General features: G+C 53.8%; 12 protein-coding genes and 1 other annotated feature. Of the genes, 4 read left to right on the plus strand and 8 right to left on the minus strand.

Annotated features, from left to right (window positions below):
- Window positions 1-345: 345 nt before the first annotated feature.
- Window positions 346-3,150, plus strand: a complete 2,805-nt coding sequence (locus ACFSB2_RS19860; protein WP_377944844.1) for a transglycosylase domain-containing protein — start codon at window positions 346-348, stop codon at window positions 3,148-3,150.
- A gap of 193 nt (window positions 3,151-3,343) precedes the next feature.
- Here the strand turns inward: ACFSB2_RS19860 and ACFSB2_RS19865 are convergent, their stop codons facing one another.
- Both ACFSB2_RS19865 and ACFSB2_RS19870 read right to left on the minus strand, forming a co-directional pair.
- Window positions 3,344-4,132: an SDR family oxidoreductase gene (locus ACFSB2_RS19865; protein WP_377944845.1), complete on the minus strand. Its 789-nt coding sequence runs from the start codon at window positions 4,130-4,132 to the stop codon at window positions 3,344-3,346.
- A 51-nt stretch (window positions 4,133-4,183) separates the two neighbouring features.
- Window positions 4,184-6,520 carry an endonuclease MutS2 gene (locus ACFSB2_RS19870; protein WP_377944846.1) on the minus strand — a complete coding sequence of 779 codons (2,337 nt, stop codon included), beginning with the start codon at window positions 6,518-6,520 and terminating at the stop codon, window positions 4,184-4,186.
- 153 nt (window positions 6,521-6,673) lie between these two features.
- On the opposite strand from ACFSB2_RS19870, the gene ACFSB2_RS19875 reads away from it, so the two are divergent.
- Complete coding sequence (locus tag ACFSB2_RS19875) at window positions 6,674-7,030, plus strand: phage holin family protein (protein ID WP_377944847.1); 357 nt, start codon at window positions 6,674-6,676, stop codon at window positions 7,028-7,030.
- Between the two features lie 34 nt (window positions 7,031-7,064).
- On the opposite strand, the gene ACFSB2_RS19880 is transcribed toward ACFSB2_RS19875, so the two are convergent.
- The 4 genes from ACFSB2_RS19880 to pheS form a co-directional block, all read right to left on the minus strand.
- The gene (locus ACFSB2_RS19880; protein ID WP_377944848.1) at window positions 7,065-7,586 is read right to left on the minus strand and encodes a CvpA family protein; all 522 of its coding nucleotides are present in this window, start codon (window positions 7,584-7,586) and stop codon (window positions 7,065-7,067) included.
- Window positions 7,583-7,861: a cell division protein ZapA gene (locus tag ACFSB2_RS19885; protein ID WP_377944849.1), complete on the minus strand. Its 279-nt coding sequence runs from the start codon at window positions 7,859-7,861 to the stop codon at window positions 7,583-7,585. Before ACFSB2_RS19885 ends, ACFSB2_RS19880 begins: the two co-directional genes overlap by 4 nt.
- Window positions 7,862-7,964: 103 nt before the next feature.
- Window positions 7,965-10,406 (minus strand): phenylalanine--tRNA ligase subunit beta, encoded by a 2,442-nt coding sequence (pheT, locus tag ACFSB2_RS19890; protein WP_377944850.1) that lies wholly within the window; start codon window positions 10,404-10,406, stop codon window positions 7,965-7,967.
- A 30-nt stretch (window positions 10,407-10,436) separates the two neighbouring features.
- Window positions 10,437-11,486: a phenylalanine--tRNA ligase subunit alpha gene (gene pheS / locus ACFSB2_RS19895; protein ID WP_377944851.1), complete on the minus strand. Its 1,050-nt coding sequence runs from the start codon at window positions 11,484-11,486 to the stop codon at window positions 10,437-10,439.
- Between the two features lie 41 nt (window positions 11,487-11,527).
- Window positions 11,528-11,776: a binding site (T-box leader), on the minus strand.
- A gap of 399 nt (window positions 11,777-12,175) precedes the next feature.
- Between pheS and ACFSB2_RS19900 the strand changes: the two genes are divergently transcribed.
- The gene (locus tag ACFSB2_RS19900) at window positions 12,176-12,832 is read left to right on the plus strand and encodes a sensor histidine kinase (RefSeq protein WP_377944852.1); all 657 of its coding nucleotides are present in this window, start codon (window positions 12,176-12,178) and stop codon (window positions 12,830-12,832) included.
- Between the two features lie 162 nt (window positions 12,833-12,994).
- Window positions 12,995-13,129: a hypothetical protein gene (locus tag ACFSB2_RS19905; protein WP_377944853.1), complete on the plus strand. Its 135-nt coding sequence runs from the start codon at window positions 12,995-12,997 to the stop codon at window positions 13,127-13,129.
- A 159-nt stretch (window positions 13,130-13,288) separates the two neighbouring features.
- Here ACFSB2_RS19905 and purK read toward each other — a convergent pair whose 3' ends face one another.
- Together purK and purE are read right to left on the minus strand one after the other, a co-directional pair.
- A complete protein-coding gene (gene purK / locus ACFSB2_RS19910) occupies window positions 13,289-14,470 on the minus strand; it encodes a 5-(carboxyamino)imidazole ribonucleotide synthase (RefSeq protein WP_377944854.1) in 1,182 nt (393 codons plus the stop codon).
- Window positions 14,460-14,954, minus strand: a complete 495-nt coding sequence (gene purE / locus ACFSB2_RS19915; protein ID WP_377944855.1) for a 5-(carboxyamino)imidazole ribonucleotide mutase — start codon at window positions 14,952-14,954, stop codon at window positions 14,460-14,462. The genes purK and purE overlap by 11 nt, the downstream gene beginning before the upstream one ends.
- Window positions 14,955-14,973: the final 19 nt, after the last annotated feature.

Below are 14,973 nucleotides of genomic sequence, written 5' to 3' on the forward strand. Positions count from 1 at the left end.
AAAAGACCTCTTGAGAGCGATAACGACCTCCGCCGAAAATGACGCACACACTGTAAAAACCTCATGTCTTTGCCAGTCGCTTGCCATTTTTCCTCCACAGGCGTAACTTCCGCTCCATCACGCGCTGGCTTGCACCATCCGCCAGTTCTCTGGGCCGTCCGAAAGAACGTAAAAACCTGTATCACAGGGCATTGTATGAGTAATCGAATTTGCATCAATATAACAAATGTCACATTTATGTGTCAATGAAAGCGGCAATTCATGCGATTCAGTGTGGAATCCCCCCAATCCGGACTATAGAGAAACGGCTTATGCTATAATCTTGCCGACGGAAGGAGGTTCATCATGGGCAAAGATTCAGGGCCAAAAAAGGCCAAGCAGGACAACCGAAAAAAAACGGCCAAACGCGCGCAGAGCGCCAAGGCGGAACGTCGACGCCGCCCGGTTTTGACCACGTTCAAAATCCTCGGGTTTACCGTCGGCAGTTTGGTTGTTCTCGGAGTTGCAGGTGGCGTCGGCTATGCCGCGTCCATGCTGAAAGGCTTACCGAAAGTCAGCGCTGCAACTTTCTCCAACAATCGTGCCCCATCCGTGGTGTATGACAAGACTGGCAAGGTGATTGGGCGAATTCAGGGCGACGGCGACCGACAGCCCATTTCATCGATTCAACAGGTTTCACCGAAATTGAAAAACGCGTTTATCGCAGCAGAGGACAAAACGTTCTACGCCAATATCGGCATCAATCCACTTGCGATGGGACGGGCCGCCATTCAAGACGTGCTTGGTCATCGCATCGAAAGCGGCGCCAGCACCATTACACAACAAACGGTAAAACTCGCTGTATTTCCAGAGCAGCAGCGGACACTGCGGCGCAAGATCCAGGAAATTGCGCTCGCTTTGGAAGTGACGCATCAGTTGACAAAAAATGAAATCTTGACCGACTATATGAATTGGGTGGACATGGGCAATCTCGGTTCTACCCCGGTCTACGGCGTGAAGCGCGCTTCTGAAATCCTGTTTGGCAAAGACCCGAAAAATTTGACATTAGCAGAGTCCGCATTTGTGGCGGCCATTCCAAACAATCCGTCTTATTTTTCACCATATCAGTACCCAAAACACACCATTGCAAGACAGCATTACATCTTACAGCAAATGTTAGACGACAATATGATCACGCAAGCCGAGTACAACCAAGCCATTCATTTTAACATCCTTAAAGTTCTGCACGCTGCACCCAAATCCGGCTTGCCAAGCTACCCTTACTTGATGTTGGACGAGATCGAACCACGCGTTTGTCAGGAACTCGTCAATGAGAAATTGTACGATAACGTCGCTGACGCCAAGCGGGCATTGTCCAGTGCCGGACTGTCCATTTATACGACCATCGACTTGAGTAAACAAAAAGACATCACCAAAGTGCTTGCCGACCCATCTTTATTTGAAGGCACGAACAAGACATATCAGCCGCCAAAAGGCAAGGCTGTCACTGACTACTATCAAGCCGGTGTGACACTCGTCGACAACAAGACTGGCGGCATCCTAGCCGTGGGCGGCGGAAGAGACTTCACGAAGGACAATTACGATCACGCCGACTATGCGCGTCAACCGGGTTCATCCATTAAGCCTTTGCTCGATTATGGCCCGGCCATCGATACCAAGATTTTAACTGCGAGTTCTCTTTTGTACGATGCGCCTACACAATTCAGCGAATCGAGCGGCAACTGGGATCCAAAAGATGATGAGGATGATTTTGCCGGATTGATGACAGCACGCGTAGCGCTCTACGAGTCGCGTAACGTGCCGGCCATCGACGTTTTGGAGACCTTGACGCCGCAAACTGGGTTTCAGTATTTGAACAAAATGGGTATGGGGCCAACTGACAAAACATTGACAGGCGATCCAACCATCGTCGCAGACGATGAAAACCATTTATCATCGGCCATTGGCGGCTTGGACAATGGCGTCACGGTCGAGCAGATGACGAGCGCCTATAGCACGTTTGCCAACCAAGGCGTTTGGCGCCAAGGGTATATGATTCAAAAAATCAAGGATAATACTGGCCACACCATTTACACTGCGCATCCAAAGACGGCGCAAGTGTATTCTCCAGCAACGGCATACATCATCACGAACATGCTGCATGACGTGCTGTATACACCAGGTGGAACTGCCACCAGCGTCGGCGCCCAATTCCCGGGACAATATATCTCCGGCAAGACGGGTACCACCGACTCCCTGGAAGATGGCTGGTTTGTTGGCTATACGAAGGACTACACCTTGGGTGTTTGGATGGGCTACAACCATCATGAGCCGATTTACAACATCAATCAGTACAATGAGAAGTTCACCGTCTGGAGCGACATCATGAAACCGATTCTGCAGCAGAAACCGGCGACGACACCTTGGCCAAAGCCGGCGAACGTGGTAGCGGAGGATGTTTCCAGCAGCAGCGGCATGTTGCCGACCGCAGCTAGCAAAGCGGACGGCAGTGTCTATACCGAATACTACATTGATGGCACACAACCAACGCAAACGGACAACATTCACGTCGAGGCGAAATATGTGGTCATTGATGGAAAAAAATACTTGGCGACGACAAACACGCCACCGGCCGATGTGAAGACGGGCACATTTATCAAAATACCGTCCGATATTCCGGACATGGCGCATAAGATCCCTGGTGGCTACAATGCCGACACCCCTTATCTGCTGCCAACACAGGCAGATCCACGCGGCGGACAGATTTTGGATGACGGTTCCACACCGGGCAACGGCTCCACTTTGCCTGCGCCGACTGGCTTGAACGGACATGTAGCAGGCAATCAGGTTGTGCTCAACTGGCAGGCGGTGACTGGTGCGAACACGTACGAAGTCTACCGCTCCACCAGCCAAAATGGGCAGTATCAAGACCTAGGCAAAGTGACGGGCAATTCGTTTACAGACAGTCAGTTGCCCACCAACGCGAACGCCGTGTACTACGAAGTGTACGCCATTTCGTCCAGTGCCATGTCGGATGCATCAGCACCGTATGGGATTCAACTGCCGTCGGGAACGGTGCAAGGGGACGAAAACAGCACGACAAATGGCACAGCGAATCAGACCGATAACAACACAACAACGGACGACAATACATCTGACACAACGAATTAGGCGAAAGACAGTACGGGCAAGACCACGAGTGATGACGCGCCAACCAAGGACGCTCAGCGTGGCGCATGGATGCCTGGAATCGGTGAACACGGCAGCTAGAGTCGACAACCAAAAAATAAAATGGGCAGCGGTTGTGATGACCGCTGCCCATTTTATTTTTCACCGCCTGTTCCCATGCATGTTTCCTGTTGTTTTACAGTGACGTCACCATTCCGCCATCCACCAACAACGCTTGCCCCGTCACGTATGTGTTCAACGGTGAAGCCAAAAACACCACCATGCGCGCGAACTCTTCAGGTGTCCCGTAACGTCCGAGCGGGATCATGGCCGCCATTTTGGTTTCGATGTCTGCGACATCAACGCCTTGGCGTGCGGCAGCCTGTCCGTCCAACTCGGCAATTCGGTCGGTGGAAATCCGCCCAGGGCCGACTGTGTTGACGAGAATGCCAAACGGCCCCAATTCCTGACTTAAGGTCTTGGTCAGTCCCCAAACCCCTGCACGCATCGTGTTGGATAAGACCAAACCAGGAATTGTCTGCTTGACCGACGTCGACGTAATATTCACAATTCTCCCGCTGGAGGAACGCCGCAAATGCGGCAACGCGGCACGGCTCAAACGCACAACAGACAACAAATTTTGCTCAAACGCCTGATACCACGTGCTGTCGTCAATCTGGCTGAAAGCGCCGCTAGGCGGACCGCCTGCATTGCAAATCAGGCTGTCGAGCCCATCACCGAACTCCTCGGCAGACGCGACGACACGAGCAATGTCTTCTGAGCGATTGACATCCATTCTGACGACGTTGACCATGTGTCCGGTTTCCGTATGAATCTCATGTGCAGCTGCTTGCAATGACGATTCATTGCGGCTGGCAATGGTGACGCGAGCGCCTTCCGCTGCAAACAATTTCGCTGTCGCCAAACCAAGACCGCGACTGGCAGCGGTCACCAACACCGATTTGCGTTCTAGACCCAGATCCATGACGCTTCCCCCCATGTATTGAAATTCAGACCATTAGGAGCGACAACACCATTAAATGCGCACACTCACAATCGTCACGCCATCGCCTCCCTCACCCGCTGACCCCGTTTGGGTATTCTTGACTTGCGCGTGATGTTGTAAATGGCGACGAATGGCATTCTTCAGCGCGCCAGTGCCCTTGCCGTGAATGATCACCACCCTGCTGAGTCCACTGACCACTGCATCATCCAGGTATTTGTCAATTCGCAGAATGGACTCCTCGACGGTTTCGCCGCGCACATCCAGTTCCATGCGCACGTCCTTTTGCACGCCTTTGCGCGTGTGGCGAATGGACGTCTCTGCCTGCTGCTTTTCCTGCAATATCTCGAGATCAGCAACGTCCACCTTCATCCGCATCAAACCCAACTGCACTGTAGCACTCTTGCCGTCGGACGAAACGTCGACGACGTCCCCTTTTTGTCCCAGGGACAATACGCGTACACGCGCACCTGCCTGCACGCGCTTGCCGCCCCCTTTGCCTGCTTGGCGCAGGGATTCAGTTGGCGGCGCCAGTTGTTCCAAGCCTTTGCGCAATTCCACGAGTTCGTGGTCTTTGATGCCTGTCTGGCCGCGCATACTGCGCAATTCGCGGATGATCTGTTCACTTTCCCGCTGTGATTTCTCAATCAGCGCCCGGACTTCACGCTGTGCCTTTTGCCGCTCATCCGCCAATTCTTTTGCTTGGCGCGCTGCTTTTTCTTCCCAGTTCGCGCGTAACTGCAACATTTCGTCCCGCGCGAGGGCAGCTTGCTCCTGAGCCTCTTCGGCATCGCGTTTGGCCTGCTCCAATTTGGCGATCAGATCCTCCACACGCATGTCCGACTCGGCGACATGCGTCCTGGCTTCTGCCAGAATGTCTTCTGGCAACCCCAAGCGCATGGCGATGGCCAAGGCGTTGGATCGACCAGGAACACCAATCAACAATCGGTAAGTTGGCCGCAAACTCGCCACGTCAAATTCCATGCTCGCATTCATCGCGCTATCGTTCTGGAAGGCGTATCCTTTTAGCTCAGCGTAGTGTGTCGTCGCTATGACTCGGCAGCCAACCGCCGCCAAGCGATTGAGTATGGCGACTGCCAGCGCTGAACCCTCTGCCGGGTCCGTGCCAGCGCCCAACTCATCAAGTAAAACGAGGCTGTCCGCTTCGACTTCTGCAAGCATCTGAATAATATTCTTCATGTGCGAAGAAAATGTCGACAAGCTTTGCTCAATGCTCTGCTCATCTCCGATGTCGACAAAGATGTTTGCGCAAAACCCGACTTCGCTTTCTCGCCGCGTCGGCAGAAAACAGCCAGACATCGCCATCAGTGTCAACAGGCCAACCGTTTTGAGCGTCACCGTCTTCCCGCCCGTATTGGGCCCTGTGACAATCAGCAAATGGAACGAACCGCCCAATTCAATGTCCGCGGGCACGCCGTCGGCCGCCAATTGCGGGTGAACAGCGCCATGCAACCGCCAGACGCCCTCTGTCAACGTCGGGCGCTTCGCGTCGAGTGTGCGCGCATATCCGGCTTTGGCAAACCAGAGATCCACCGTCTCCAGGATGAACACATTGCTGTGCAACTCGTCCGCCACTTCACCGACCAGCACCGACAACCGCATGAGTATTCGCTCAATTTCGCGTTCTTCCAACAGAAGCAGTTCGCGAACGCGGTTGCTGATGTCCACCACCGCCTGCGGCTCAATGAACACGGTCGATCCCGACGAAGAGACGTCGCGCACAATGCCGCCGACCTGATTTTTGTGCTCAACGCGCACTGGCAGGCAAAAATAGGACCCTCGCATCGCCACAATCGGTTCCTGCAGCATTTTTTGATGTGAGCGCAACATCCGCTCCAGGACGCGGCGGACCTCACCTTCCGCCCTGCGGCGCTCACCGCGCAAACGACGCAATTCGTCGCTCGCGTTGTCCAATACTTGCGCATCCTCGTCGATGGCTTGACGAATCTCCTGCTCGGTGCGACGCGCGTCAAACATCGGTTCAATCAATTCCGGCAAGTGCACCAGTTCAGTCAGTTCGCCTGCCCTTACCACATATTGCCGAACCCCTCGTCCACCTTGAATCACCCGGGCGATAGCCAGCAACCGTTCTGCAGATAAAGTGCCGCCAATCTTCGCGCGCTTTAAATCCGAACGGATATCCGTGATGCCGCCAAACGGCGGCGCACCAGCGCGCAACAGACAGCGCAGGCATTCGTCCAACGCCGCTAAAGCGTGCTCCGCCTCTTGGCGGTTGGCAAAAGGCCGCATCGTCAAAGCGGCTTGCTTGCCCAAACCACACATGGCATATTGGCTCAATTGTTCTTGTACAAAATTGTATTCAAGCGCCACTAAGGACCGCTCCAACATATCTGACGCACTCCGTATCACAGCCAATGAACCACAACAGGTCCACCTGCTTTTCTTCATTTTAGTTCAAAAAGTCCCATTCATTGTACCACATCGAGCGATGTTTAACGGGACAGTCTAATGTCAGACCAACTGGTGCAAGGAGGGCTTTACATGCATATTCTAGGCACCATCATTCGCTTTGTCGTATCCGCGCTCGTACTGATGTTTGTCGGCTTTTTAGTGCCAGGCTTTGGGGTCATGGGCTTTTGGTCCGCGATTCTCGCCGCAGTTATCATCGCCCTTTTGGGTATGGCAATGGAAGCATTGTTCGGCCGCCGCATCTCACCATACGGCAGGGGAATTGTCGGATTCATCTCGAGCGCCATCGTCATTTACGTCGCACAGTTATTTGTCCCGGGCATGCGCGTAAGCATTCTTGGCGCGCTCCTGGCAGCGCTGGTGATTGGGATTATCGATTTGTTCGTGCCGACAAGTCTGCGGGGCGACCGTCACGACAGGGCAAGGTAAACGAAGTGAGTCGGGCTTTTTGCCCGACTCACTTTTACATATTGGTCACCTGTGTCGACGACTTCCATTTGATGCCCAAAAGCCAGTGCGTCAACGTAGAATGATTCACCTGATATTGTATGGATGGTGTGTTCACGTCATGTAAAATCAAGGCAATCACATAGACGAAGACAAAGGCGAATAGCAGTCCGGCAACCAATCCGACCAAGTGGTTGAAAAAGGATAATACAGGCAAACTGAACAGCGCATCCAGCAATCCGACTGCATACCGCAACAGCAAGAATGTGACAATAAACACAGCGCCGAACGCTATCGCGTCCGACAGGTTGCCAAATAAATAATTGGTCACACTCGCCTTCGAACTGGTTTGTGCAAACAGATGCAGATGGCGAATGACCGGCGCCACATACGGGCGCAGCCAAAAGGAAACGAAATAGGCGATGACCACGCCAAACAAACGTGTGACTTGGCGGATGACGCCCAATCGATACCCATTCAGTGCGCCTAGAACCAAAATCGCGACGAAAATCAAATCCAAACCGTCAAATTGATTCACGGCGTTTTATCACCCCGTGTTTGTTCATCTAACAGTGACACCAAATCTGTATATTCTTCGCGCAGACGTAGAAACTCATCAGCAAGATTGATGGCAGTGAGCACAGCGACGCGCCGTTCGTCCATATACGAAGAGGTGGCCGCAATTTCAGACATCATTTTATCAACCATGTCAGCGACCGCCTGAAGGTGTTGCGCTGGGACAGCGCCTCGCAACGTGTACTCCACCCCGTGAATATTTACCTTGACGCGGGTAACTGATGGCTTGTCGTCCATTGTGCTCCCCCCTTACAAACGCGGTGGCCTCCCGCTCTAGCCAACCGCTTCACGCCATATTCCACTCAGCCAGTCCAATTTCCTGCTCAAATATAGCTTATCTTTAGCTGCGCAAGCGCGCATCCACTTTTTCTTCCAGCCTTGCAAGCACCAGTTTGATCACATCATCAATTTCGTCATCCGTCAACGTGCGTTCATCCGCTTGGAAATACAAGGAAAGCGCTACGCTTTTGGAGCCTGATTCCACATTCTCGCCGACATAGACGTCAAATACCTTGGTTTCACGCAGAATTTCGTTGTTTTCTGCCACAGTCAACTCTGTTATCGCCGCCAACAGCGCACCGACCTGGACGTCCTCTTTGACGATCAGCGCCAAATCGCGGCGTGATCCCGGGAACCGCGGCAACTGCTCGACCGTTTGCGCGCCGCGCATATGGGCGTGCAGTTTCTCAATGTCAAACGCGGCGTAAATGGCCGATGGCACATCCAAGGCTGCTGCAGTCGCCGGGTGGATCTCACCAACGACCCCCAACACCTCGTCACCGGACAGCACTTTTGCACTGCGCCCCGGATGCAACCAAGGCTCGGTCGCACGAGTGTATGTGACCTCAATCCCAATGTGATCCATCAAGGTTTCGATCACGCCCTTGGCATCGAAGAAATCGTATGCACGAGTGCGCTGGTAGAGATTTTCTGCAGATTGGCCGAACCACAAAAGCGCCACTTGTGCCCGTTCATGCGGTTGGGTGGCAATCGGCCATTCCCTTGCTTCATAGACATGGCCCAGTTCAAAGATGGCGCCGCCATCGACGCGGTGAGCCAAATTGTACCGCGCCACCTCTGCTAAAGAAGGCAACATGTGTGTGCGCAGCGCCCGTCTTTCGTCCGACATCGGATGCATCAATGGAACCATTTGCATCAATTGTGTCTCCTCGGGCAATTGCAGTGCCGCCAAAGCCTCCGGCGCAGAAAACGCGTATGTGCGCACCTCGTATAGACCAGATGCGACAAGTGCGTCACGCAGTTGCTCTACCAGTTTTTGTATTCCAGTGCGCCCGCCAGCCGTCATCGGACCACTAGGCAGAGTCGATGGAATTTTGTCATATCCATACAGACGCGCCACTTCTTCAGCCAAGTCTGCCTGGAGACTCAAATCTGGTCGCCGCGGTGGCACAGTCACCGTCCACTCATCCGAGTGCGCCGTCACTGTGAAACCCAATTGGCCAAAGATTTCCACGATGGCTGCGTCAGCCACATCACTGCCCAAAAGTGACCGAGCCGCATCTGGAGAAAACGAGATGTCGCGTCCAACATGTGCAGCTGATTCGTCTGTCTGCCGCGCTGTGATCGGACCGCCGACCGCCTTGCCACCTGCATATTCCATCAACAAAGCTGTCGCGCGAAGCAGGGCGTTACGCACACAAACTGGATCGACCCCTTTTTCAAACCGCTGTTGCGCTTCGGAGCGCAGTCCCAATTTCTGTCCTGTACGCCTTGTGGAAAGCGCGTCAAAACGGGCGGATTCAATGACGACACGCGATGTATCCTGTTTGATTTCACTGTTTTCAGCGCCCATGACACCTGCTAAGCCAATGGCTTTGTGTGGGTCGGCTATGACCAGCATATCTTCATCCAGAATGCGCGTCTGACCATCGAGTGTCACCAACTGCTCGGCGTCTGCCGCTTGCCGTACGACAATCGTTTCATCAGCAATGGCGGCCGCGTCAAACGCGTGTAGCGGCTGTCCCCATTCCAACATCACATAGTTGGTGACATCGACAATGACATCGATGGGACGCACACCCATCGCCATCAACCGCATTTGCATCCATAGAGGCGCTGACACTGCGGAAAGGTCGGTCAGCATCTGGGCGTCATAGCGCGCGCAGCGATCACTGACCAGCTTCACTTGCAGCGGTGAGGCATCCTCCGGTAGAGATAACTCAATTTCTGTGGGAAAGCTGGTCTTTTGTTTGGTCAACGCAGCAATTTCGTAAACCAGTCCGCGAATGGACAAACAATCACTGCGATTGGGTGTCAAATCCACATCCAGGACAAAATCATCGAGATGCAGAACCTTGACGATATCTTCACCAATCGGCACATCCGTTGGCAGCAAATAGAGACCGCTTGTCGCATGGGTTGGCAACAAACGTGTATCCAAGCCGATTTCCGCTGCGGAGCAGAGCATGCCATTGCTGGTGACACCACGCAGTTTGGCGCGCTTGATGGTGACACCGCCAGGCAGTTTGGCGCCAGGCAGCGCAACAGGCACTTTCAGGCCTGGTTTGACATTTGGCGCACCACAGACAATTTGATATGGTTCTGATCCGCCAACATCCACTTGGCACACATGTAATTTGTCTGCATCCGGATGGTCTTCCATCTCTGTCACAAGTCCAACTACGACGCCTTCTACGCCTTGATGGCGCAGTTCCACCGCATCGACCGCCAGACCAGCGGCGGTGAGCATTTCCGCCAATTTTGCGGGTGTATATGCTGTTAAATCGATGTATTCACATAGCCATTGATAAGAAACCTTCACTGGGCCACCTCCAAGCTGTTGTACAGATTGTCAAATCGTCGCGAACTGCGAAAGCAGGCGTAAATCATTTTGGTAAAATTGGCGGATGTCCGGAATGCCGTACTTGAGCATTGCAACACGCTCAGCGCCCATGCCAAAGGCAAAGCCCGTATAACGACTCGAATCATACCCGGCCATATCCAACACGCGTGGATGCACCATGCCCGAGCCTAAAATTTCAATCCAACCAGTTTGCTTGCAAACGCGGCAGCCCTCGCCTTGACACTGTACACAGATGAGATCCACTTCGGCGCTCGGTTCGGTAAAAGGGAAAAAGCTCGGTCGCAAGCGAACTTGCTGATGTTCACCAAACAGGGCACGTGCGAACTGCTCCAACGTGCCTTTTAAATCACTCATGCGAATACCCTCGCCCACAACCAGCCCCTCAATTTGGGTGAAAGCGTGCGAATGGGTCGCATCGTCCTCATCGCGGCGATATACGCGACCTGGCACCAGCACTTTGACAGGCACTTGTGGCGCCAACCGCTCCATGGTGCGCACTTGCATCGGTGAAGTGTGCGTGCGCATCAACAATTCCTCAGTGATATAGAACGTGTCCTGCATGTCCCGCGCCGGGTGATCCTTCGGCAGATTGAGCATTTCAAAGTTGTATTTATCCGTTTCCACTTCCGGACCATCCGCAATCAAAAAGCCCATGCCGAGAAAAACGTCCTCGATTTCGCGAATCACTTTGGAGATGGGATGCATTGCGCCAAAATTCGCCCTGCGGCCCGGCAACGTAACGTCGATGGTTTCAGCCATCAATCGCGCGCTTTGCTCCGCAGCCGCCAGCGCCTCGCGCTTATCATTCCACTTCGCTTCCAACGCTTGGCGAACCTGATTGAGCGATTGGCCAAATTGCGGTTTTTCACTGGCCTCAAGTTGACCCATCTGTTTGGATAACCCGGTCATCTCGCTCTTTTTGCCAAGATACAAAACGCGCCACTCGTTCAACGCCTTCGTATCTGCAATGTCCTGTAATTTCGTCTCTGCTTCCGTTTGTATTGCGCTTAAATGCGCTTTTAGCGCCGGAAAATCCATGGGTGCCCCTCCTTGTATACAAAAAAGAGCAACCGCCCCGAAATAGGGACGAGTTGCTCGCGATACCACCCTAATTGGCGACATGTGTAAAACAGTCGCCCAACTTCATTCGATAACGGCATACCTCATTCCAAAACCGTGCGAGGTATCCGGCAAAGCTTACTGTATTGATGCTTCAGCCTTGCGGCTCCGAGGTGAATTTCAAACAGATAGACACAGCACACTTCCAGTCTTGGTGTGCCTCCCTGTGGAGTCTGAAGCTGCTCTACTGGCCTCATCTAAGCCATTTGCATATCCATTTTTGTAAATGTGATGTGCGTTACGCAATAGCGCAACACCAAGGTGTCAATCTAATTTGCTGGATAGTCTGCCATCCGTGATGCGTCCCGCACCAGCAGAATCATGAAAATGTCAGTCAATTGAGGCATCGCGGATGGCGCACGCATAGGTATCGACTGTATTTTCAGGGTAGATTATACGCAAATCAAGACTTGGAAGCAACCCAACCACGCGCAGACTTCTTCCAATTGTAGTACACTTGACGTTAGACCGCCATCCGTGATCCCCCGCGCCACCAGCATCATGGAAATATCATACATATCAAGGCATCGCGGATAGCACACGCATAGGTATCGACTTTATATTCAGCATAGCAATATAGCCATTCGGACAAAGGAGGCGCGTGAGACGTGACCGCACACACCCCTGTCGACCCGATTGATCACGCCATCCGCATGGTGGAGGAAGAACGTCGGCGCATCGCCCGTGACCTGCACGACGGACCAGCGCAAGCACTGACAAACTTGAGTATGCGATTGAATCTCATTCAGCGTCTGCTAGTAAATCGGCCAGAGATGGCTTCGAGCGAGATCGACAAAGTCAACCACGGCATCCTCCAGGCTGTCAACGAAATTCGCCGCCTGATCTTCGATTTGCGGCCCATCAGCATTGACGAACTTGGCGTCATCCAGGCCACACGTGAACTCTGCCATCGGTTTGCGCGCGAATGGAATGTCCGCATCCAAGTGGAGTCAGACGATGCGACTTACTTTCAGTTCAGTGCGGCGAAACAGATGATTGTGTTTCGACTGATTACAGAAATGCTCAATAATGTGCACAAACACGCGGAAGCGACCCACATTCAAGTTCGCTTCACCTACCAACCTAGCGCATGGCGCGTCTCCGTCACGGATAACGGAAAGGGGTTTGATACCCATGCCATTCCGCAAGGCCGCTATGGCATTCTCGGCTTGCGGGAGCGGGCGGAACTGCTCGGCGGCACACTTCGCATTGAATCCACCATTGGCGAAGGAAGCACGTTCACCATCGAAATTCCACAAATGTGACTGAACCGTATGCTGACGTGCGGCCTAATGACTCGGCGCTTGCCTAATCGGGCGAATCCAACGAAATCTGGGTGTATATCGTGGTCCCTCATCCACTGTGCACATATCCTAACACTGTGTTCGGCGGCGAAACGCCGCAAATCGCAACAAGGAGGGGCTAATATGTACGGTGCTTTTGGTGGCTATACGCAATGGGCGGTCGTGTTCCTTATCATCTTTGTTTTGTTCTTCTTGCTAGTGCCTGCCTTCGGTGGAACAACTGGAACTGCAACTGCAACCCCTGGCGGCGCCTATTGACGAACAGACGCCCATTAAACAAAGAACTGCCTCCGGTTGAAAGCCAACTGGAGGCAGTTCTTTGTTTTCATGAATTATCACGGCATGCTCACAACGCGCTCATGAGTCCGGAAAAGCAAAACCGACTACGCGTCAGGTTTGCTGCCAAACCCACTCATCTCAAACATCCCAAATCTGCAGTCCGCGAATGGTGCCCAGCGCTTCATCCACACTGTCTGCAAGCACGTTCAAATGACCCATTTTGCGATCCCGCCGCGACGACGCTTTCCCGTACAAATGCAACTTCACATGACCAGGTAACTTGTCCACCATTTCAAGAACCGCATCCAGATGCTGTCCCAGAATATTGACCATGACCACGGGTGTGAGCAAGCGAGTATCGCCAAGCGGCAAATTGCACACCGCCCGAATATGCTGCTCAAACTGGCTTGTGACACAGGCGTCCATCGTGTAATGGCCGCTGTTGTGCGGACGCGGCGCCAATTCGTTGATAAACAGGCTATCACCCTGCCCGACGAACATCTCCACCGCAACCAAGCCGACGACATCAAGCCGTTCCGCCACCTGTTCGGCCAGCTCAACCGCCCGCGCCAATATGGCGTCACTGTAACGCGCCGGAACGATAGACAAGTGCAAAATGTGATTTTCGTGTATGTTTTCTGCAGGCGGAAAAACCGCAACCTGACCATTTTCGTTGCGCGCCACGATGACCGACAGTTCCCCCACAAACGGGACAAACTGCTCGGCGATGAGCGGCGCCTCGGCGTCAGATGAACTGCTTTCCTGCGTTAAAACGGCTTCCCATTCCGCGCGAAAACGCTCGATATCCTCTGCCTGCCGCACCATCCATTGACCCTTGCCGTCATAGCCGCCACGACTTGTTTTGATCACCAATTTTTCACCGAGTTGGCTCGTCGCCTGCTCGATGTCCGCGAGATCGCGAAGGGGCACAAACGGTGTGACGGGCAAGCTTTGCGCGGCCAAAGCCGATTTTTCGCGCACGCGATGCTGTGTCAAAGCAAGCAGTTGGCTTCCTTGGGGCACGCGACTCGACGTCTCCAATGCAGATGCCACGGCGGCGTCCACATTTTCGAATTCGTATGTCACCACATCCGCCAGTTCCGCCAACCGCGAGGCCGCCTCGACATCAGAAAACGCGGCGATAACGTGTTCATCCGCGACTTGTGCTGTCGGGCAGTCTGCGGTCGGATCCAAAACAGCAAAGCGATAGCCCATCTTGCGGCCGTCCAATGCCATCATGCGCCCCAATTGCCCTCCGCCCAGGATGCCGATGGTCGCAGGTGGTTTCACAGCCGACGGCTTCGTTCCATCAAACTTCACCTGGCTCGCCTCCCGCCAACACATCCGCCTCAACGCGCGCGCGCCGAGCGGCAAGTCGATCCGCCAACGCAGCGTCATCAACCGCCAAGATGCGCGCCGCATACAACGCCGCATTTGTGGCGCCGGCCCGACCAATCGCCATGGTCGCAACCGGTACGCCGCCAGGCATCTGGACGATGGAAAGCAGCGATTCAAGTCCCTGCAGCGTCGACGTTTTCACAGGTACGCCAACCACCGGCAAATCCGTTTTGGACGCCACCATGCCTGGCAGGTGGGCAGCCCCGCCTGCACCGGCGATGATGACGCGAAGACCGCGCGCTTTGGCGCTTGCCGCATACTCAAACATATAATCCGGGGTGCGATGCGCGGAGACCACTTTCTTCTCGTACGGGATCTCAAGCTCGTCCAGGACACGACAACTGTGCGCCATCGTCTCCCAATCCGACTGACTCCCCATAATGACGCCAACCACCGCCTGGCTCATGCTGCGGCTCCTCCCTGCT

Origin of the sequence: Alicyclobacillus fodiniaquatilis, assembly GCF_042678105.1 — a bacterium.
Taxonomy (GTDB): domain Bacteria; phylum Bacillota; class Bacilli; order Alicyclobacillales; family Alicyclobacillaceae; genus Alicyclobacillus; species Alicyclobacillus fodiniaquatilis.

Excerpts from the sequence above, each read along its gene's own strand:
- ACFSB2_RS19860 (WP_377944844.1), top strand. The coding sequence starts at position 346 with ATGGGCAAAGATTCAGGGCCAAAAAAGGCCAAGCAGGACAACCGAAAA.
- ACFSB2_RS19865 (WP_377944845.1), bottom strand. The coding sequence starts at position 4,132 with ATGGATCTGGGTCTAGAACGCAAATCGGTGTTGGTGACCGCTGCCAGT.
- ACFSB2_RS19870 (WP_377944846.1), bottom strand. The coding sequence starts at position 6,520 with ATGTTGGAGCGGTCCTTAGTGGCGCTTGAATACAATTTTGTACAAGAA.
- ACFSB2_RS19875 (WP_377944847.1), top strand. The coding sequence starts at position 6,674 with ATGCATATTCTAGGCACCATCATTCGCTTTGTCGTATCCGCGCTCGTA.
- ACFSB2_RS19885 (WP_377944849.1), bottom strand. The coding sequence starts at position 7,861 with ATGGACGACAAGCCATCAGTTACCCGCGTCAAGGTAAATATTCACGGG.
- pheS (WP_377944851.1), bottom strand. The coding sequence starts at position 11,486 with ATGGATTTTCCGGCGCTAAAAGCGCATTTAAGCGCAATACAAACGGAA.
- ACFSB2_RS19905 (WP_377944853.1), top strand. The coding sequence starts at position 12,995 with ATGTACGGTGCTTTTGGTGGCTATACGCAATGGGCGGTCGTGTTCCTT.
- purE (WP_377944855.1), bottom strand. The coding sequence starts at position 14,954 with ATGAGCCAGGCGGTGGTTGGCGTCATTATGGGGAGTCAGTCGGATTGG.